This is a genomic window from Nitratireductor sp. B36, from assembly GCF_020833685.1.
Lineage (GTDB): Bacteria > Pseudomonadota > Alphaproteobacteria > Rhizobiales > Rhizobiaceae > Nitratireductor.
Map to the genome: position 1 here is coordinate 589,852 of NZ_JACKZY010000002.1, position 19,452 is coordinate 609,303.

15 protein-coding genes and 1 riboswitch are annotated in these 19,452 nt (G+C 60.8%); of the genes, 11 read left to right on the plus strand and 4 right to left on the minus strand.

From position 1 onward, the window contains the following. Nucleotides 1-524 precede the first annotated feature (524 nt). The 3 genes from H7H48_RS09430 to H7H48_RS09440 are packed head-to-tail and all read left to right on the plus strand — an operon-like array spanning nucleotide 525 to nucleotide 3,140. Complete coding sequence (locus H7H48_RS09430) at nucleotides 525-1,094, plus strand: sigma-70 family RNA polymerase sigma factor (RefSeq protein WP_229448800.1); 570 nt, start codon at nucleotides 525-527, stop codon at nucleotides 1,092-1,094. Continuing rightward, the gene (locus H7H48_RS09435; RefSeq protein WP_229448801.1) at nucleotides 1,091-1,747 is read left to right on the plus strand and encodes a hypothetical protein; all 657 of its coding nucleotides are present in this window, start codon (nucleotides 1,091-1,093) and stop codon (nucleotides 1,745-1,747) included. Before H7H48_RS09430 ends, H7H48_RS09435 begins: the two co-directional genes overlap by 4 nt. Then, entirely contained in the window at nucleotides 1,740-3,140 is a 1,401-nt protein-coding gene (locus H7H48_RS09440) for a S8 family serine peptidase (RefSeq protein ID WP_229448802.1), read from the plus strand. The genes H7H48_RS09435 and H7H48_RS09440 overlap by 8 nt, the downstream gene beginning before the upstream one ends. Here H7H48_RS09440 and H7H48_RS09445 read toward each other — a convergent pair. Genes H7H48_RS09445 through H7H48_RS09460 form a run of 4 tightly spaced genes read right to left on the minus strand, consistent with a single transcriptional unit; the run spans nucleotide 3,137 to nucleotide 7,621 of the window. After that, nucleotides 3,137-3,922 carry an ABC transporter ATP-binding protein gene (locus tag H7H48_RS09445; protein WP_229448803.1) on the minus strand — a complete coding sequence of 262 codons (786 nt, stop codon included), beginning with the start codon at nucleotides 3,920-3,922 and terminating at the stop codon, nucleotides 3,137-3,139. The genes H7H48_RS09440 and H7H48_RS09445 overlap by 4 nt on opposite strands. Further along, nucleotides 3,922-4,923 (minus strand): FecCD family ABC transporter permease, encoded by a 1,002-nt coding sequence (locus H7H48_RS09450; protein ID WP_370633359.1) that lies wholly within the window; start codon nucleotides 4,921-4,923, stop codon nucleotides 3,922-3,924. Before H7H48_RS09450 ends, H7H48_RS09445 begins: the two co-directional genes overlap by 1 nt. Beyond that, nucleotides 4,899-5,768, minus strand: coding sequence for an ABC transporter substrate-binding protein (locus tag H7H48_RS09455; protein WP_229448806.1), 870 nt, complete (start codon nucleotides 5,766-5,768; stop codon nucleotides 4,899-4,901). The genes H7H48_RS09450 and H7H48_RS09455 overlap by 25 nt, the downstream gene beginning before the upstream one ends. Further along, nucleotides 5,768-7,621 carry a TonB-dependent siderophore receptor gene (locus H7H48_RS09460; protein ID WP_229448807.1) on the minus strand — a complete coding sequence of 618 codons (1,854 nt, stop codon included), beginning with the start codon at nucleotides 7,619-7,621 and terminating at the stop codon, nucleotides 5,768-5,770. The genes H7H48_RS09455 and H7H48_RS09460 overlap by 1 nt, the downstream gene beginning before the upstream one ends. A gap of 125 nt (nucleotides 7,622-7,746) precedes the next feature. Further along, nucleotides 7,747-7,954, minus strand: a riboswitch (cobalamin riboswitch). 276 nt (nucleotides 7,955-8,230) lie between these two features. Between H7H48_RS09460 and H7H48_RS09465 the strand changes: the two genes are divergently transcribed. The 8 genes from H7H48_RS09465 (at nucleotide 8,231) to H7H48_RS09500 (ending at nucleotide 19,428) form a co-directional block, all read left to right on the plus strand. Beyond that, nucleotides 8,231-9,883 carry an ABC transporter substrate-binding protein gene (locus H7H48_RS09465; RefSeq protein ID WP_229448808.1) on the plus strand — a complete coding sequence of 551 codons (1,653 nt, stop codon included), beginning with the start codon at nucleotides 8,231-8,233 and terminating at the stop codon, nucleotides 9,881-9,883. A gap of 83 nt (nucleotides 9,884-9,966) precedes the next feature. Beyond that, nucleotides 9,967-11,004 carry an ABC transporter permease gene (locus H7H48_RS09470; protein WP_229448809.1) on the plus strand — a complete coding sequence of 346 codons (1,038 nt, stop codon included), beginning with the start codon at nucleotides 9,967-9,969 and terminating at the stop codon, nucleotides 11,002-11,004. Nucleotides 11,005-11,016: 12 nt separating this feature from the next. Beyond that, a complete protein-coding gene (locus H7H48_RS09475) occupies nucleotides 11,017-12,174 on the plus strand; it encodes an ABC transporter permease (protein ID WP_229448810.1) in 1,158 nt (385 codons plus the stop codon). Between the two features lie 23 nt (nucleotides 12,175-12,197). Beyond that, on the plus strand, nucleotides 12,198-14,816 hold the full coding sequence (locus H7H48_RS09480) for a dipeptide ABC transporter ATP-binding protein (RefSeq protein ID WP_229449226.1): 2,619 nt from the start codon (nucleotides 12,198-12,200) through the stop codon (nucleotides 14,814-14,816). Between the two features lie 118 nt (nucleotides 14,817-14,934). Further along, nucleotides 14,935-15,873 carry a peptidase inhibitor family I36 protein gene (locus tag H7H48_RS09485; RefSeq protein ID WP_229448811.1) on the plus strand — a complete coding sequence of 313 codons (939 nt, stop codon included), beginning with the start codon at nucleotides 14,935-14,937 and terminating at the stop codon, nucleotides 15,871-15,873. Between the two features lie 195 nt (nucleotides 15,874-16,068). Further along, a complete protein-coding gene (locus H7H48_RS09490; protein ID WP_229448812.1) occupies nucleotides 16,069-17,421 on the plus strand; it encodes an NAD(P)-dependent oxidoreductase in 1,353 nt (450 codons plus the stop codon). A gap of 14 nt (nucleotides 17,422-17,435) precedes the next feature. Next, complete coding sequence (gene preA, locus H7H48_RS09495; RefSeq protein ID WP_229448813.1) at nucleotides 17,436-18,746, plus strand: NAD-dependent dihydropyrimidine dehydrogenase subunit PreA; 1,311 nt, start codon at nucleotides 17,436-17,438, stop codon at nucleotides 18,744-18,746. Nucleotides 18,747-18,936: 190 nt separating this feature from the next. Continuing rightward, entirely contained in the window at nucleotides 18,937-19,428 is a 492-nt protein-coding gene (locus tag H7H48_RS09500; RefSeq protein ID WP_229448814.1) for an Rrf2 family transcriptional regulator, read from the plus strand. The last annotated feature ends 24 nt before the right edge of the window (nucleotides 19,429-19,452 follow it).

The following is a 19,452-nucleotide window of genomic DNA, read 5'->3' on the forward strand; positions in this document are numbered from 1 at the left end:
CTATGGCGGCGGTGCTTTCAAGAAAGCGTTTGGCGATTCTGCCAGAACGCGCATGTGCGTTTTCTTCGCACCGTGCCGGGAACTGCCGGTTATGCCCCATAACGTGCCTCCCGAAGCCGTTTCGGAAGGTTGCCGGATGGGCATCTTTCTCGAGCCCTGTTCCCCTTGTTCCGGTGTATCCCCCCGAAGCGAGGTTCATTTCAACCCCGTCATGGGAGAGCCTACGCCTCGGCTTACGCAAGGTCAACAAAACCGCCCCAGCCATGCGCCGCGGCGGCTTCAACGACCGTTTGCAGTCGATATGCCGTGTCATCAGAACACTCCTTTCCGGGTGCGCACCATGCGTACCCTGCAGGGTTTGTCTGACGAGGCTGTGAAAAGGTTCACACTGAAGAGCGCCGTAAAGCCGATAGAGGGAGGCAATTCTGTTTCCACCGAACCGCAAATGGACTAGCTTTTCAGAAACTGGGGGAAGCGATGAACCGAAACGCACCGTCGCGCAACACACTGCCGAAGAGCCAGGCATGAGTGGTGCGGATCAGACATCCGATGCTGCACTCGTGGCCAGAACGGCGCGCGGCGATAGGGCGGCGCTCCGGCTCTTGTTCATGCGGCATCACACGCGGGTGTTCCGTTTCGTGATGCGCCAGACGGGATCGGAAACCATGGCGGACGAGATTGCGAATGAAGTGTTTCTGGAGGTGTGGCGCCAGGCGCCGCGCTTCGAGGCGCGCTCTCAGGTCTCCACCTGGCTGCTTGGCATCGCCCGTTTCAAGGCGCTTTCGGCCTTGCGCAAGCGTTGGGAAAGCACGCTGGATGACGGGCAGGCGGAGGCAATTGAAGACAGCGCCGACACGCCCGAGGTCACCACAATGAAGGATGACAAGGCGGCGGCGCTGCGCTCATTCGTCAACGCGCTGTCCGAGGAGCATCGCACCGTGGTGGATCTCGCCTATTATCACGGCAAGTCGGTGACCGAGATCGGCGAAATCCTTTCCGTCCCCGTCGCCACCGTCAAAACCAGAATGTTTTACGCCCGCAAGAAGCTTGGAGAAGCCCTGCAGGCGGCAGGATATGATCGAGGCTGGCCATGAGCGAGAACGCACAATCAAACCGCCGCGACCGGCTTGAGGCGCTGTTGCCCTTCTTTCTGAACGGCACGCTTTCGGGCGCGGAACTGCGCGAGGTCGAGGAATGGCTCGCTTCCGACCCGCAGGCCATGGCCTCGTTGGCTGAAGCTGAGGGTGAATATTCGGCAACGATTGCCGACAATGAGGCGATCCGTCCGCCGGACGATGCGTTGACCCGTTTTTCCAGAGCGTTGGCCGAAGAAGCAGGGCCTGAAAGGGCCGCGAAATCCTCGCTGCGTGAAAGACTGGCCGGTTTTCTGCCTTCGCTGCCGGTGCAGGCTGCGTGGGTGGCCGCCGGGCTTGCGCTCGCCATTCTTGTGGGCCAGACGGTCTGGCTCAATCTTTCGCAGACCGAGCAATATTCCGTGGCGGGTGCGGATCGTGAGGATGCACCCTTCGCCTTCGTGACGTTTGCGGCGGATGCCTCCATGGCCGATGTCTCGGCACTATTGGAGGAAAGCGGTGCCGAGATCGCCGCCGGACCGTTGCCGGGTGGGCTCTACCGTGTTCTTGTGCCCGCAGAGACGGCGGAGCAGTACGACGCAATTGTTGCCGGGCTCGAAAAGGCTGAATTCGTGGAAACCGTCGTCATCGGACGCAGACCCGGCGATGACTAGGTTGGTTTCGCGCATGCTGGCGGCTATCGCCATCACAGCCCAACTGGCAATGGCCGCGCACGCTCAGACCACCGCACCAGCCGAGGCTGGGGGCGGTGAAACGCAGGCTCGCGCAGCCTCCGGCGAACGGCGCGTGGTTTATCTGCCGCAGATGCTGGCGGAGCTTTTTGGTCCGGGGACGGGCGAGGCTGCACTGGCGCAGCCCGCGGCATCCGGCGACGCGCCTGAGACAGATGGCAATGCTTCAGGCGGCGGGGCTGGCCAGACCGTTCCTCCTCCCACAACGGCGGGAGCGGGCGCCAATGCCCGGCCTGTCGCGCCGCAACGCGCCATCTCCGGGGCTTTTGTGCCGGACGAGGTGCTTGTCACTCTTGACGGCGATGCGGATGTGGCCGCCGCCGTGGCCGCACAGTTCGGCCTGGAGCTGCGTTCGGCCCGTGGATCGGCTTTGCTCGGGCGCACCGTTGCCCGGTTCGGCATCCCCGACGTGCGTCCGGTGGCCTTTGTGCTTGCACAGCTCGAGGGTGACGGCCGGCTGTCAGATCGTGTGCCGAACCACGTGTTTCAGCTTCAGCAGGCGGCAGGCGTCGTCAATTATGCGTTCGAACGGATCGCACTCGATGCCGGTGCGGCGAGCGGCGAGAATGTGAGCGTGGCCGTGATAGATACGGCGCTGGATGAGGCGCATCCGGCCCTTGTCGACCGTGTGGCACGCGTGTTTGACGCGCTCCCCGACATGGCGGTGAAAGACCGGGAGCATGGCACGTCCATCTCTGGGCTGATTGCTGGCGATGGGCCGTTTCGCGGCATGGCGCCCGGCGTGCGGCTCCTCCATGCACGGGCTTTCGAGGGCGGTATCTCCAGCACGAATGTGCTTCTGGCCGCACTCGACTGGGCGGTGGAAGAGGGGGCGCAAATCGTGAATATGAGCTTTGTCGGGCCGGAGAACCCGCTTTTCTCGTCCGCCTGCCGCAATGCGATGGCGCGGGGTGTCGTGCTTGTTGCTGCGGCCGGCAATAACGGACCGGGCGCGCCTTTCGGCTATCCTGCGGCCTATGATGGCGTGATCGCCGTGACGGCAACGGATGTGCATGACCGGGTGATGGGAAAGGCCAATCGCGGTCGCTATATCGATCTTTCAGCACCCGGCGTGAACGTGGTGGCGCCAATTCCCGGCGGCATGGATGTGGTTACCGGCACATCTTTTGCCGCTGCAATCGTCTCAGGTGCGATTGCCAATCTGATCCATGCCGGCGAGGACGCCGAACCAGAGACGCTTTCGCAACTGCTGCGGACGACTGCGGTGGATCTGGGCCGACCTGGACGGGATGATGATTTCGGCGACGGACTTCTGAACACACGGGCGGCAATGGAAGGACGGACTGCCAATTAGCCGCCTGTGGAAGCCTTCCTGAGACCTACAGGCGCGATGACCAGGCCCTGATCGTCCTGGGCACGATGGGCTGTCACGCCGTAAATTATCGCAAGGTTTTCATCCGAGAGCACGGTTTCCGGCGTTCCAAGCGCCGCCAGCTTTCCTTCGTTGAGAAGCATGACCTGGTCGCACCATCGGGCGGCCAGTGTGAGATCGTGGAGCGAAACCAGAACGGTTCTTCCTTCGGCGGCCAGCCGTTTCAGCGATTGCATCAGCATGATCTGGTGCGCTGCATCCAGGCCCGAGGCTGGTTCATCGGCCATGAGAAGCGGTGTTTCCTGCACGATTGCACGCGCCATCAGAACGCGAGCCTGCTCGCCGCCCGACAGCTCCTTTGCGACCCGGTCGGCAAGCGGTGCAATGTCTGCCATTGCCATGGCGCGGGCGATTGCGGATTCGTCCCGGGCGTTCGGACGCTGACCGAAGGCTCGCCATGGCAGGCGGCCAAGGGCCACCAGATCGCGCACGGACAGACGCCAGCCTATGGTTCTCTGCTGCGGCAGATAGGCGATGAGGCGGGCGCGTTGGGCTGGGCCGATCGCCGCGAGATCGTGTTCGCCGAGCTGCATGGCGCCCGCGGCGGCTATGTGCCCGTTGAGCGCGCGCATGAGCGTGGATTTACCGGCGCCATTCGGCCCCAGTAGACCGATCACCTGTCCGGGTTCAATATCGAAGCTGATGGCATCAAGGACCTGCCTCTTTCCAAGTACTACGCTCAGATTTTTGACTTGGAGGTTCATCACAGCATCTCCCGGCGGGCGCGGACAACGAGCCACAGGAAGAACGGTGCGCCGATAAGCGCCGTCAGAACGCCGACATTGAGCTCGCCGGCTGGCAGAACGATCCGCGCGGCGATGTCTGCCGCGAGGAGCAATGCTGCGCCGCCAAGGCCGGCTGGTAGCAGGAGACTGCTTGGCATCCTGTTGGTGAGCGGGCGGATAAGATGAGGCACAACCAGGCCGATGAAGCCGATCGTGCCGCTCACCGCAGTGGCCGCACCGACGGAGAGTGCGACACCGGCTACAATCATGAAGCGTGCGCGGCCCATATGAATCCCGAGACTGGAGGCTGCTTCCTCCCCAAGTGAAAGCGCGTCTATCGCGCGGGCTGAGAGCGAAATCAGGAACCAGCCCACAGCCATCAGCGGCAAGGCGATCGCCACAAATTCCATGGACCGGTCTTTGAGAGACCCGAGCAGCCAGAAGATGATCTCGTAGGAGGCAAAAGGGTTGGGCGACAGGTTGAGAACGAGTGAGGTAAGCGCTCCTGCGAGACTGGAGAGCGCAACGCCCGCCAGAATAAGTGTAAGCGTTGAGCCCTGGCGGGCGGCGATCGCAAGCAAGATGAGAACTGCGAGGAGTGCGCCGAACAGCGCACCGGCGGGGAGGGCGTAGAGCGAGCTTCCGGCAAGCCCCGAGTAGAAGACCAGCACCGCTCCGAGCGCTGCCATGGAGGACACGCCGATCACGCCGGGTTCGGCCAGCGGATTGCGCAAAAACCCCTGAAGCACCGCGCCGGAAAGCCCGAGTGAAATGCCGATGGCGAGACCAAGAATGGCGCGCGGCAGGCGAATTTCGCGCATGATGATGGCCGCTGCCTCTCCTCCGCCAGCAAAAAGGCCGGCAACGCTGTCTCCTGAGGACAGTTCAGCTGGGCCGACCAATAGCGACACGACGAACAGCGCGAGAGCCAGGAGTGTAAGCGATATGGAAAGCCTCATGGCGCGGCGCTTTCGGGGCAGGGGGCCATCGTGGAGCGGAGCGCTGCCAATGCCCGCACGGCTTTGATCACCAGGGGCGTTCCGCAAGACAGAGAGCCTTCAGGCACGAATGCGCCGACGCGCGTCTGCGGAAGAGCGGCTATGGCGGGATGACGTGGTACGTATTCTCCAAGCGTTGGCGCCGTTTGAGGTGTGCTCATGTTGATGACATCAGGTTGTGCGGCGATCACCTGCTCAAGCGGAAAGGGTGCTACGCCAACGATGCCCATTTCGGCGGCAAGATTGACAAAGCCCGCAGCCTGCATCACGGAATCGGCCAGCGTGCCGCGCCCCGAGGCGATGCCATTCTGATCATAGGCGATCATCGTCGGGTGCTTGCCGCATTGTCGGGCGGCAATCGCTTTGAGTTCGCTGTCGAAATCGTTTGCTATGGTTTCGGCTTTTTTCTCCTGTCCGATGAGCGCACCCATGCGCCGGATTTCACCGGGAATGGTTTCAAGTGTCTGCGCGAAGGAAAACTCTTCGACATGAAAGCCGAGACGTTTCAGCAGCGCGGTGGTGTTGTGCAATGAGTAAGTGCCGGTGACGACCAGGTCGGGATTTTCCAGAAACACTTCTTCTGCAAGCCCGTGATTGACCGGGTAGCCCTGCGCTTTCTCATGCAGCATGGAGAGGCTCGGTTCGCGCGCCAGAAAAGAGACGGACACCAGCTGGCCCGGTTCTGCCAATGTCATGGCAAGCTGGTCAGTGCACAGATTGAGCGACATGACCCGTTTCGGCATGGCTAGGACCGGCGCGACAAGCAGCGCGCCGGCCAGAAGAACAAGGCCGGAAAGGCAGGGGAGGCGTTTCCGGCGCTTCAACATCAGGGAGCGAACTTTGCCCGGAAGCCGGCAAACACGCCGAAGCCGGGTGTGCCATAGCCCTGAACGACTTCATATTTCTGATCGAGCAGGTTTTCGCCTCTCAGATAGAGTTCCGTGTTTTCGTTCGGCTTGTAGGCGATTTTCGCGTTGAGAAGAACGTAGTCATCCAGCGCCGAGCGCGGGCCGTCGACATAACCGTCCACCGTATCGAGAGCGATTTTCGCCGTTGCTCCGATCTCCCAGCGTTCGGCTGGACGGATGGTAGCGCCGAGGGCGATGTCGTGCTTCGGGATGCGCACTTCCCGCAGTCCGTCGGTCTGTGTTGCTTTCGTGTAGGTGTAAGCGCCACGCAGGTCGAGCCAGTCGGTTGCCGCGTAGGCAAAGGACGCCTCCACGCCGCGCGTTTTCACCACGCCATCGGTCTGGATGTTCTGATAGGTGACCGGGTGGTAGCCGATATAGTCCTCGACATCGATCATGAAGAAGGTGAGGTCGGTGACGAGCCTGTCATCCAGAAAACGCTGTTCGACACCAATATCAAAGCCGATGCTGGTTTCTGGCTTCAGGTTGATATTGCCATAGAATGGTGCGTAGAGCTCATAGAGGCTCGGCGCGCGATAACCCGTTCCGACCGAGGAGTGGAAACGGGTTCCGGTGCTGGCAAATTCGTAGGAGCCGGTGGCACGCCAGGATGTGTGCCCGCCGAAGGTGCTGTGTTCGTCGTGGCGGAGGCCCGCTGTCAAAGTCAGCGCGTCAAACGGGCTGTAGATCGCGTCGATCCAGCCGCCGCCCATCGAAACGTTTTTATCGACACTTGCGGTAAGGGCGGTCTGACGCTCCCAATCCGCGCCGAAATTGAGCGTCAATTGGGGAGAGATTTCCAGAGAACCGAGATAATCCAGCTTGTAGCGCAATCCGTCAAAGGTTGAGGTGGAACCGAAGCCGCTGGTGCTTTCGCGGGCAGTATCGGATATCTGCGCCGACACCGTGTTGTTCAATTGACCGTCAAACAGAGAGAATTCGGCACCAACCCGCCCGGCTGCCTGACGAAACGTGCCATTCGCCGGGCTGTCAGCGATGGGATACCCATCATCCGTCTCCGTCGAACCATTCAACAAAAGCCCGCTGGCGAAGACGGCCAGATCGTCGCTGATCTCGTATCGGCCGCTGAATGTCCCGGTCAGATTGGTGTACCCATCATCTTCAACACCGGATGATGCCATTGAGAAACCATCGGTGGTGAAGCCAGATAGAGACAGGCCAAACTCGCCGCGGTCGAAACCGCCCGTCAGCGTGTAGTTGCCGAAGCCGGTTTTGCGCGACCCGCCTTCGACATGAATGCCGTGTTCGATGCCCTGCGGAATGCCGCCAAGCGTCGAGAGATTGACCACGCCGGCAATTGCATCGGAGCCATAGAGCGTGCTCTGCGAGCCTTTCAGAACTTCGATTCGCCCAATGCCGCCGGAGAGAAGATGACCATAGGCGGACTGCACGGTGGGGCCCGAAACCTCCGAAATATCGATGCCCTCGAAGAGGGTCTTTACATACTGCCCGCGAAGGCCGCGCATGATCAGCGTGGTGGTGTTGCCCGGACCGCCATTCGGGGAGAGATTGAGACCAGGCAGTTGATTGAGATAATCCTGTACCAGTGGCAAAGACTGTTCCTCGATCTCATCGCGCTCGATGATTTCCACGGTCGAGCCCACTTTGGATGCCTCTGTGGGCGTGCGGCTGGGGGTGATGACCAGGGTGTCGAGCTCAAAGTCCTCGGCCTGCGTGGTGAGCGCGGAGAAGCCAAGTATCAGTGCGGTCGTGCTGGACAGGATAGAATTGCGGTGTCGGCGTGAATGCATGCGTGTGCTCCAGGACCAGGTTCTTAGGTGTGCTGGAGAGCGACAGACGCCTGAGTTCGGTCTCCCCGCCAGCGATGACAATCGCCACCACTGCGAGAAACACAGCCCCGGAAGCGTCCCGCATCCGGTCGGTGACGGCCTGAGGCAGGTTTCCTGGCTCGCGCTTCACTGGCTTCCTCGCCTTCCCGGGCCTTGCACCCAGTGGCATTCGAGGAGCCTCTGCGCTCACAGTTGCGGGAGCAGCCACGGCTTCGGTTCGAAACGACCGTTCCGTGTTCCCTTTTCTCTGGCGGATGAACACCCTGCCAGAGCACCTCAAGCGAACCGAAATCGCTTAGCAACTGGCCGTGACAGCGTCAATCGCAAGGTTGGCGCAGACCCCTGGAACGTGACTCCTGACGTCAGGGTTTGGCAGCAACGAAACGCATCTCTTGTTGCGAAATCGGCTCTTCATGTAATTTTTGCGGCAATGCTGTCGCAAATCCGTCATTGGGTTTGTCGAAAAAGTTGCAGAATTCCCTCCTCCAACCTCGAGGCAATTTTGACATCGGGGTCGGGATGGGAAATGCTAACGGCGAACCGAAAACGGTAAATAATGGGAGTGCGTCGATGACGTTTTTCAAGAGCAATGGCGAGAATGTGCCGGCACACGTCGCCGACATGGCGAATGAGGCACGTGCCGGCAGAATGGACCGGCGAGAGTTTCTTGCGCTCGCAAGTGCGCTCGGCGCATCGACAGCAACCGCCTACGGCATGCTGGGGCTCGCAGCCCCCACACACGCAATGGCGCAGGAGCCGAAAAAAGGCGGTACGCTGCGTGTGGCGATGTTCATCAAGGATCCGAAAGATCCACGTACGGCCGACTGGTCGGAGATCGCCAACGCCATGCGCCAGACGCTTGAGCCGCTGGTAAAGTACACGCGCGATTTCACCTTTGAGGGCAAGCTTCTCGAAAGTTGGGAAGTCAACGAGGACGCGACTGAGTACATTCTTCACGTGCGGCCGGGCGTGACCTGGAACAACGGCGACGCCTTCACCGCGGATGACGTGATCTACAACTTCAACCGCTGGTGCGATCAGACCGTGGAAGGCAATTCCATGCCGGCCCGCATGGCTTCGCTCGTCGATCCGGAGACCAAGAAGGCGCGCGAGGGCGCGATCGAAAAGGTCGACGACATGACGGTGAAGCTCAACCTGTCGGCACCAGATATTTCGATCATTCCGGGCATGTCGGACTATCCGGCCCTTATTGTTCACCCAAGCTTTGATGAAACGGGCCGCGATTTCGTTGCAAATCCCATCGGGACCGGTCCGTTTGAACTCGTGTCCTATGAGGTCGGCAACCGTGTGGAGCTGAAGAAGCGGGCCGACGGCAAATGGTGGGGCGGCGAGGCCTATCTCGATGGAATCGAGTTCATCGACTACGGCACGGATCCGTCCGCGACCGTCAGCGCCTTTGAATCCGGAGAAATACACACGAACTACGAGACTACCGCCGATTTCGTCGACATTCTGGATTCACTTGGACTGGTGAAATCCGAGGTCACCACGGCGACAACCATCGTGGCGCGCACCAATGTCGACAACGCGCCCTATGACGACGAGAAGGTGCGCCGGGCGCTGCAGCGCGCCGTCGACAACACGACCGTGCTGGCGCTTGGTTACAACAATGCCGGCGAGGTGGCCGAGAACCACCATGTCTGCCCGATCCATCCCGAATATGCGGAGCTGCCGAAGCTCGAGCGCAATCTCGACGAGGCCAAGGCCCTGATGGAGGAAGCCGGCCAAATGGACTATGAGCACGAGCTCATCACCGTGGACGAGGACTGGCACAAGAACACGGGCGACGCCATCGCCGCCCAGTTGCGCGAGGCCGGCTTCAAGGTGAAGCGCACGGTCCTGCCCGGCTCCACCTTCTGGAACGACTGGACGAAGTATCCCTTCTCCATGACCAACTGGAACATGCGTCCGCTGGGCATCCAGGTGGTGGCGCTCGCTTACCGCACGGGCGAGGCTTGGAACGAATCCGCCTATTCCAATCCGGAGCTTGACAAGCTGATCGAGGAGGCGCTGGCCATTCCCGATCCGGACAATCGCCGCGAGGTGATGAAGAAGATCGAGGAGATCATCCAGGGCTCGGGCATCATTCTCCAGCCCTACTGGCGCAAGCTCTACAACCACTCGGTGGAGGCCGTGAAGAACCACGGGATGCACCAGACCTTCGAGATCGATCTGGAAAAGGTCTGGCTCGACGAGGGCTGAGACTGAACCAGAAAGGGGGCCATGAGGCCCCCTTTTGCGCAGGCAATCAATAACAACCTCCGCAAACGGGGGAAGGGGAAACCGTGCTTGGGTTTATTCTAAGACGTCTGGGCGTCATGGCATTGACGATGCTTTGTCTGACCCTTGTTGTTTTCTTTCTGGTCAATCTTGAGCCGAACCTCAAAAAGCTGGCGATCAGCCAGCTTGACATGCGTTCCTCTGCTGCGGAGCTGGAAAGTTGGCTTCAGAAGAACGGGTACCGCCAGAATTTCTTCGTGCGCTACGGCCAGTGGCTCGGCGTGGTGCAGAAGCAGCCGAATGTCGATCCGGAAACCGGTGTGTCTTCGCCACGGTTCTCCTATTGCGATGAACCGGCCGAGCCCTATTACGGCGGCATTTTACAGGGAGACTTCGGCTGCTCGACCAAGTTCAAGGTGCCGGTCGCCGAAAAGCTCTTTCCGGCCCTTGGCGCTACCGGCATCCTGATGTTCTGGGTCATGGTGGTGATGGTTCCCGTCGCACTTCTGATCGGTGTCCTTGCGGGGATGCGGGAGGGGACGCGAACGGACCGAACACTCTCTGTCGCCTCGATTGCCACCACGGCAACACCGGAATATGTGTCCGGCGTGATCTTTGCGGTCATCTTCGCCTCATGGCTGGGATGGTTGAACGGCTCGGCCGCGACAGCCACGCGCCAGGGCATTTCCTTCTACAATTTCACCCTGCCGGTGATGACGATGGCGATTTACGGCATTGGCTATATCGCGCGCATGACACGGGCCTCCATGGTGGAGGTGATGACGCAGCAATATATCCGCACTGCCCGCCTCAAGGGGCTGGGCTTTCGTGCCGTGGTGATCAAGCACGCGCTGCGCAATGCGCTGATCGCCCCCTTCACCGTCATCATGCTGCAGTTCCCCTGGCTTCTGACGGGCGTTGTCATCGTCGAGGTGATGTTCCGCTATCAGGGTTTTGGCTTCACGCTGGTGGAGGCGGCGAGCAACAACGACATCGATCTGCTTTTAGGCTGTTCTCTGGTGTCGGTCTTCGTCGTCCTGTCCACGCAGCTCATTTCGGATGTGGGCTATGCCTATCTCAACCCGCGCATCCGCGTGCAATAGGGAGGACGCGCGATGCAGGTAGAAACCCTTGGCATTTTCGGCATTATCTTCGGCGTGCTGGCGCGCTTCTGGCCGGTGTGGATAGCGCTGGCCATCATCCTGTTCTTCAGCCTGCGCTTTCGTGAGCGGCTCGGCCTCTATGGACAGCTTTTTGAAACGGGCGTCGGCGTTGCCGGCGTCATGATCTGCTTCTTCTGGCTGTTCACCGCAATCTTCGCCGGCACGGTCGCGCCCTTCGATCCGTTGGCGCAGTTTCCGATCATGAAGAATGTGCTTCCAGGCGGGATCGAGCCGGAAAGCGGACAGGCCTTTCTGTTCGGGGGCGACCGGCTGGCGCGCGACGTGTTCTCGCGCATGGTCTATGGCAGCCAGATCGTTCTGATCATCGCGCCAGCGGCGACGCTCTTCGCCCTCATGGTGGGCACCACGCTTGGCCTGCCGGCGGGTTATTATGGCGGGCGGATCGACAGTTTCCTGTCCTTCCTCGCCAATCTGGTGCTCGCCTTTCCGGTCATCCTGCTCTTCTATCTTCTGGTGACGCCGGGCATCCGCGAAACACCCATTCCGCAATGGATGGCCGGTGTGTTCTTCATCTTCCCCATTGTCTTTTTCGTGACGCTTTTCTGGACGCGCTACAGAAGCCGCCCGCAGCTTCTGGCGATCCAGCTTGCGCTGACATTGCTCATCGGTGGCTGGGCCTATCTGGGGCTCGTGTTCGATGCCGATCCGCTCGGCATCATCTCGATCAGCTCCAACCAGCTTAACATCTTCGTGGCGGTTGTCTTCGCCTCGGCACCGGGCGTGTTTCGCATCGTTCGCGGGCTGGTGATGGACATCAAGACGCGTGACTATGTGGCAGCCGCCCAGACGCGTGGCGAAACGCCCTGGTACATCATGCTGTGGGAAGTGCTGCCCAATGCGCGCGGGCCACTCATTGTCGATGTGTGCCTGCGTATTGGCTACACGACCATCCTTCTTGGAACGCTCGGTTATTTCGGCCTCGGTCTCGCGCCTGAAAGCCCGGACTGGGGTACGGGCATCAAGGAATCGAGCCGTCTGCTCCGGGCCTATGTGCACCCGGCGCTGCCCCCCGTTTTTGCCCTCATGTCCTTCGTGCTCGGGCTGAACCTGCTTGCCGATGCGCTGCGCGAACAATCGCTGAAGGATTGAGGATGAACACTGAGAGCGACGCCATGAACGAAGCCATCAGCATCACACGCGGTCAAAAGAGCGGTCAGCCGATCCTCGAAATCGAAAACCTCTCTATTTCCTTTTTCACGCGCGCCGGCGAAATCCCGGCAGTGATGGATTTTTCCTGCGAGGTCATGCCCGGTGAGGCGATGGGCATTGTGGGCGAATCCGGCTGCGGAAAGTCGACCGTTTCGCTCGGCATCATGCGCGATCTTTCCAATGTCGGGCAGATCGTCGGCGGGCGTATCAAGTTCAAGGGCCGCGACATGGCCGAGATGAGCGAGGAGGAACTGCGCCAGATCCGCGGCAATGAGATTGCCATGATCTATCAGGAGCCGATGGCGAGCCTCAACCCGGCCATGAAGATCGGCCAGCAGCTTATGGAAGTGCCGCTCATCCACGACAATGTGTCGAAGGACGAGGCGTGGCGCCGCGCGCTGGAGATGGTGGACGCGGTGCGGCTGCCCGATCCCGAACGCATGATGCGGTCTTACCCGCACCAGCTCTCTGGCGGCCAGCAGCAGCGCATCGTCATCGCCATGGCGCTTCTGTCGAAGCCGGCACTGCTCTTGCTGGATGAGCCGACCACCGCGCTCGACGTGACAGTCGAGGCGGGAATCGTCGAACTGGTGAAGGGACTGGGCAAGAAATACGGCACGTCGATGATCTTCGTGTCGCACAATCTGGGCCTTATCCTTGAAACCTGTGACCGTGTAACAGTGATGTATTCGGGTGAGGCGGTGGAAACGGGCCGCGTTGAAGACGTGTTCGACCGGATGCGCCATCCCTATACGCAGGGGCTCTTCCGCTCCATCCCGCTGCCGGGTGCCGACAAGAATGAGAGGCCCTTAATTGCTATTCCCGGCCAGTTGCCGCTACCGCACGAGCGCCCAAAGGGCTGCAATTTCGGCCCGCGCTGCCAGCATTTCAAGGAAGGTCTGTGCGATGCCGGCGACGTGCCCATGCTGCCGGTTGAAGGGCATCAACGGCACCATTCCCGCTGCCTGCGCTTTGATGAGATCGACTGGAATGCGCTGCCGGAAGGTGCGATTGTGGACAATGAGCCGATAGAGCCCGGCAAGCCGATGCTCCGCATCGAAAATCTCAAGAAATACTACCACGTCGCCGCCAACAGCATCTTCGGTGGCGGCGATACCAAGACCGTCAAGGCCAATGAGCAGATCAGCTTTGAGGCGCGGGAATCGGAAACCGTCGCGATTGTTGGCGAATCCGGCTGCGGAAAATCGACCCTCGCCAAGGTGCTCCTCGGGCTGGAGACAGCGACGGATGGCGAAGTGGTGCTGGCAAACGAGCCCATTCAGTCCACGGCGGTCGAGGACCGGGATACGGGCACGGTAGCCGGCATCCAGATGGTGTTTCAAAACCCGTTCGACACGCTCAATCCAAGCCACTCCGTGGGGTCGCAGATCGTGCGCACGCTGGAGAAGTTCAACATCGGCAAGACGCTGGCCGACCGCAGGCAGCGCATGCTGGAACTGCTCGATCTGGTAAAGCTGCCACGCGCCTTCGCAGAACGTATGCCGCGCCAGCTTTCCGGCGGGCAGAAGCAGCGCATCGGTGTCGCCCGTGCCTTTGCCGGCAATGCCAAGGTGGTGGTGGCGGACGAGCCCGTCTCCGCGCTCGACGTTTCCGTGCAGGCGGCGGTGACCGAACTCCTGATGGACATTCAGCGCAAGAACAAGACCACCATGCTGTTCATCAGCCATGATCTTTCCGTGGTGCGCTATCTGGCCGACCGTGTGGTTGTCATGTATCTCGGCCATATCGTGGAGCAGGGGACGACCGACCAGATATTCGCGCCGCCCTATCACCCCTATACGGAGGCGCTGCTCTCGGCGATCCCGATTGCCGACACGTCTGTCCGCAAGAAGCATATCGTGCTCGAAGGGGACATACCCTCGGCGATGAACCCGCCCTCGGGCTGCCCCTTCCAGACGCGATGCCGGTACAAGGACCAGGTCCCAGGCGGCAAATGCGAACGGGAGGTGCCGCCGTTGAAGGATCTGGGCAACGGACATTTCAGCCTTTGCTGGCTGGACGATGACGTTCTGAAATCCATGGAGCCGGTGATCAGTTTCGATGCGCCGCGGAAAGCCGGCAAACCGGCGCGCCGGCAGGGGAAGGCAAAGGCGGCCAGTCAGAAACCGAAGGCAAAGGGCGAAATCCGGCCGATTGCCGGAGGTCGAAAGCCGGTCAGGGCTTCCGCGGCGGGCCTGTCTGCGGTGCCGGGCTCCTCCTCGCCGAAACGTGTTCAGGCGGAGGCCGGAGGCGGGCGTCAGGCGGCATCTACCCGCGTGAAGCCGGCAACCGCAAAGGCGGCAAAAGACGCGAAGCCCGCCCGCATCCGCCAGCCCAAAAAGCCGGATGATCTGAAGCTGATTTCCGGCGTGGGGCCGAAGCTGGAGGCGCGGCTCAACGATCTCGGCGTCTACACCTTTGCGCAGATCGCGGCCTGGAAAAAGGCCGAGCGCGACTGGGTGGATGATCATCTGAGCTTCAAGGGCCGGATCGAACGCGACGACTGGGTGAAACAGGCCAAGGCGCTGGCCAAAGGCGGTGTCGAGGAGTATGTGCGGGTTTTTGGCAAGAAGCCGCGCTGATCCCGATCCTGTCACGCATTTTAAGCGATCTCTTCTGGATATCGTTACGACTTTGCATCACTTTGCGCGGGCCAGCCCATATGCGATGGAGAATCGTGTGCCTGCCCGGATCGTTCCCATGTTGCTTGTCCTGCTGACCCTGGCAGGAATGTCGATCCCCCTTTCGAGCTCTGCCCATGCGCAGCGTGGTGTTGCCGCCGAGGCGACTGCCGATGTGAAGATGCGCGAAGGGCCGGGCATGCGTTATCGCGCCGTGCTTACCATCCCGCGGGGCGCCCGTGTTGCGACACTGCGCTGTACACGGCGCTATGAGTGGTGCGAGGTGGGGTATGCCGCGCGAAAAGGATGGGTCTCTGCGAGACATCTGCGTGATACGCGTCCGCGCTATCGTGATCGCCCGATTTCCGATGTCGGTGCTTTGATCGGTTTGGAAATCTTTGATTTCGTGATGCGAGAGCTGGAGGACCGCGACCGCGACGATGCGTTTGATGAGATTGCGGGCTCTGGCGGTGATCGCCGCCCGACACCGCGCAACGCCTGTTTCTACGATCGTCCGAACTTTCAGGGGCGCCAGTATTGCGTGGGCATTGGTGAAGACGTTCGCGTCCTTGCGCCCGGGTGGCGTGGGCGCATTGCCTCGGTTCGTGTGGGGCAGCGCACCACGGTCGAGATCTGTTCGCGCCCTGGCAATGATGGACGCTGCAGTCTGCTCACGCGTGATGTGCCGTTCGTGCGCAGCGGCCATGCGGTATCGTCTTTCCGTGTGCTCCGTCGGCGGGCAGGTGATGAACCCGATGTCGAGCCGGTGCGTCGGGCGTGCTTTTTCGAACGTCGTGAGTTTCGCGGTGCAAGCATCTGTTTCGATGCAGGTGATGGGAACCCGGCGCTGCCGCGTGACTGGGTGCGCCGCATTGCGTCGGTGCGTCTTGAAGGCGGTGCCGAGGTGCGCATCTGTGACCGGCGTAATTATGGCGGTTGGTGCGAAACGATCGAGCGCAGTGTGGGCCGTCTGAGCGATGTCTTCGACGATCCTGTTCGTTCCATAGAGGTCTATTGATCGGACCATCGGAATGGTTCTTGCAAGTGCGCCGGCCCTCGGGCCCGCGCATTCGCTTGGAATGTCTGTGTTGCTAAAACATGAGTATAAATATCATATAATATCAATGCCATGCACCGCATTCCAAAATTTGACCGATTGATAAAAAAATGAAACTGCGTTAGCCTTTCCCCAATAATAAAAGGGGAATACGGAATGGCTGATGGTCTCTATGCGGACGGCATCGCCGCCGGCCGCCTTTCCGGTGAGGAGTACGACAGGAACTTCTCCGACCTGCATCCACCGCTCGACCGCCATGAGGCGGCCGTGGAGGCGGATCGCTGTTACTTCTGCTTCGATGCGCCGTGCATGACGGCGTGTCCGACATCGATCGACATACCCATGTTCATCCGCCAGATTGCCACGGACAATCCGCTGGGCTCTGCCAGGACGATCTTCGACCAGAACATTCTTGGCGGAATGTGCGCCCGCGTTTGCCCGACGGAGACGCTGTGCGAAGAAGCCTGCGTGCGCGAGGAGGCGGAGGGCAAGCCGGTGCAGATCGGCCGTCTGCAACGCTATGCCACCGATGCGGCGATGGCCGTAGGCGCACAGTTTTATGAGCGTGCCGCGCCAACCGGCAAGCGGGTTGCCATTGTCGGAGCGGGGCCTGCGGGGCTTGCCTGCGCGCATCGACTGGCCATGCACGGGCATGACGTCACCATCTTCGAGGCTAGATCAAAGCCTGGCGGCCTGAACGAGTTCGGCATTGCAGTCTACAAGACACCGGATGGGTTCGCCCAGGCCGAGGTGGACTATGTGATGGCGATTGGCGGCATCACGCTTGAGGAAGGCAAGGCGCTGGGGCGGGACTTTTCGCTCGGTGACCTTAGCCGGGATTTCGACGCCGTGTTTCTCGGCATGGGGCTGGCCGGCGTCAACGCGCTCGGCGCGGACGGCGAAGATGTGGAAGGTGTTGAGAGTGCGGTGGATTATATCGCACATCTGCGTCAGGCGCAGGATCTCGCCAGCCTGCCGATCGGTCGCCGTGTCGTCGTGATCGGCGGCGGGATGACGGCCATCGACGCTGCCGTTCAGGCAAGGCTCCTTGGCGCCGAGGAGGTGACGATCTGCTATCGCCGGGGCCAGGAACACATGAACGCATCCGAATTCGAGCAGGATCTGGCTGCCTCCAAAGGCGTTGTCATCCGGCACTGGCTGCAGCCCCAGCGCATTCTCGCGGAGAATGGCAAGGTCACGGGGATCGAACTTGAATACACGGCGCTGAAGGACGGAAAGCTGTCCGGAACCGGTGAGACACTGACCCTGCGCGCCGACCAGGTGTTCAAGGCCATTGGCCAGTCTTTCGAGGCCGGGGTTCTGAACGGCTCCGGCGCATCGATTTCGCTTGAGGGGCGTCGCATCAAGGTCGACGAGGAAGGGCGAACCTCCTTGTCGAAGGTCTGGGCCGGCGGCGACTGCATCGCCGGCGGCGACGACCTCACCGTTTCGGCAGTCGCGCAGGGGCGCGACGCGGCCGAGAGCATCCACCGCGCATTGGCCGGCTGAGGAGCGAGAAACCCATGGCAGACATTCGCAGCAATTTCGTTGGTATCAAGTCTCCAAATCCCTTCTGGCTTGCTTCCGCACCGCCCACCGACAAGGCCTACAACGTCGAACGCGCCTTCAAGGCGGGCTGGGGCGGTGTCGTCTGGAAGACGCTTGGCGAGGAGGGCCCACCGGTCGTCAATGTCAATGGGCCGCGCTATGGCGCGATCTGGGGGGCTGACCGCCGGCTTCTCGGCCTCAACAATATCGAGCTCATCACCGACCGCGATCTTTATCTGAACCTGCGTGAAATCAAGCAGGTGAAGAAGAACTGGCCTGATCGCGCACTGATCGTTTCGCTCATGGTGCCGTGTGAGGAACAGGCCTGGAAGGCAATCCTTCCCTTGGTCGAGGAAACCGAAGCCGATGGCATCGAGCTCAATTTCGGCTGTCCGCATGGCATGAGCGAGCGTGGTATGGGGTCTGCTGTTGGACAGGTGCCCGAATATGTCGAGATGGTGGTGCGCTGGTGCAAGCAGACCACGCGCATGCCTGTCATCACCAAGCTCACGCCGAACATCACCGATGTGCGCAAACCGGCTCGCGCCGCTCATGCCGGCGGCACGGATGCGGTGTCGCTCATCAACACGATCAACTCGATCACGGGAGTGGACCTCGACAGCTTTGCTCCCGAGCCCACCATTGATGGCAAGGGCTCTCATGGTGGCTATTGCGGCCCGGCGGTGAAGCCGATTGCGCTCAACATGGTGGCCGAGATCGCGCGCGATCCCGAGACTGCCGGTCTGCCGATTTCCGGCATCGGCGGTGTCACCACATGGCGCGATGCGGCCGAGTTCCTGGCGCTGGGGGCAGGAACGGTGCAGGTGTGCACCGCGGCCATGACCTATGGCTTCAAGATCGTCGAGGAAATGATCGAGGGGCTGGAAAACTGGATGGACGCCAAGGGGCACACCACGCTTGATGACGTGATCGGCCGGGCGACACCAAACGTGACCGACTGGCAGTATCTCAATCTAAACTACGTGACCAAGGCGCGGATCGATCAGGATCAGTGCATCAAATGCGGGCGCTGTCACATTGCCTGCGAAGACACTTCTCATCAGGCGATCACCGCCATGGTGGATGGCAAACGCCATTTTGAGGTGATGGAAGAGGAATGCGTTGGCTGCAATCTTTGTGTCAATGTCTGCCCGGTGGAAGGCTGTATCGACATGGTGCCGCTGGCCGCCGGCGCGCTCGACAAGCGCACGGGCGAGACAGTCCAGCCCGTCTACGCCAACTGGACGACGCATCCCAACAACCCGGCCAAAGTGGCTGCGGAATAGCGAGAGCGGCGGCGGCATACTGCCGCCGTTTTCCTGTACACCCTCTTCACACGCATCCCTGCACTAAAAGCCTGCCGCCCGTCTGACCGAGCAACACGGCCATCTGTCAGGAGATGGCAATTGGCGGTTTTGCTTCTATTGCGGATATAAAATATCCAGGATATTAAATATCGATATTATGGAGGTCGATATGAAACTAAGCGAGGGTGTCGAGGCTGCTGTTCATTGCGCCACGCTTCTGGCGCAGCTGGATGAGGGACGAACCATGCCTGCCAGTGCGCTGGCCGAATATCACGGTCTTTCGCAAAGTTATCTTCTGAAACATCTCAAGCAGCTCACGGCGGCAGGCCTTCTGGAATCTGTTCCCGGCCCCCATGGGGGCTATCGGTTGGCGCGCTCCGCGGATGCGGTCACGCTGCTTGACGTGGTGTTGGCGATCGAAGGTCCCAGACCTGCCTTTCGTTGTGCGGAAATCCGCCAGCGCGGGCCGGGGGCTCTGGAGCCGAAGGCCTATGCGAAACCATGCGGTATCAACGCTGCCATGCTGCGCGCCGAGCAGGCTTACCGTGCCGAGCTTCGCAAGACGCGGCTCTCAGATGTGATTTCCGACTATCAGGCGAGCGCGGATCCCCGTTCGCTTGCCTTTGGTTGCGCCTTTGTCGAGCGTCATCAACGTCCATAGGGCAGTGCCCGCATTTAGAAGAGA

Coding starts and splice junctions, on each gene's coding strand:
- H7H48_RS09430 (WP_229448800.1), top strand. CDS start 525: ATGAGTGGTGCGGATCAGACATCCGATGCTGCACTCGTGGCCAGAACG.
- H7H48_RS09435 (WP_229448801.1), top strand. CDS start 1,091: ATGAGCGAGAACGCACAATCAAACCGCCGCGACCGGCTTGAGGCGCTG.
- H7H48_RS09440 (WP_229448802.1), top strand. CDS start 1,740: ATGACTAGGTTGGTTTCGCGCATGCTGGCGGCTATCGCCATCACAGCC.
- H7H48_RS09445 (WP_229448803.1), bottom strand. CDS start 3,922: ATGAACCTCCAAGTCAAAAATCTGAGCGTAGTACTTGGAAAGAGGCAG.
- H7H48_RS09455 (WP_229448806.1), bottom strand. CDS start 5,768: ATGTTGAAGCGCCGGAAACGCCTCCCCTGCCTTTCCGGCCTTGTTCTT.
- H7H48_RS09460 (WP_229448807.1), bottom strand. CDS start 7,621: ATGCATTCACGCCGACACCGCAATTCTATCCTGTCCAGCACGACCGCA.
- H7H48_RS09465 (WP_229448808.1), top strand. CDS start 8,231: ATGACGTTTTTCAAGAGCAATGGCGAGAATGTGCCGGCACACGTCGCC.
- H7H48_RS09475 (WP_229448810.1), top strand. CDS start 11,017: ATGCAGGTAGAAACCCTTGGCATTTTCGGCATTATCTTCGGCGTGCTG.
- H7H48_RS09480 (WP_229449226.1), top strand. CDS start 12,198: ATGAACGAAGCCATCAGCATCACACGCGGTCAAAAGAGCGGTCAGCCG.
- H7H48_RS09485 (WP_229448811.1), top strand. CDS start 14,935: ATGTTGCTTGTCCTGCTGACCCTGGCAGGAATGTCGATCCCCCTTTCG.
- H7H48_RS09490 (WP_229448812.1), top strand. CDS start 16,069: ATGGCTGATGGTCTCTATGCGGACGGCATCGCCGCCGGCCGCCTTTCC.
- preA (WP_229448813.1), top strand. CDS start 17,436: ATGGCAGACATTCGCAGCAATTTCGTTGGTATCAAGTCTCCAAATCCC.
- H7H48_RS09500 (WP_229448814.1), top strand. CDS start 18,937: ATGAAACTAAGCGAGGGTGTCGAGGCTGCTGTTCATTGCGCCACGCTT.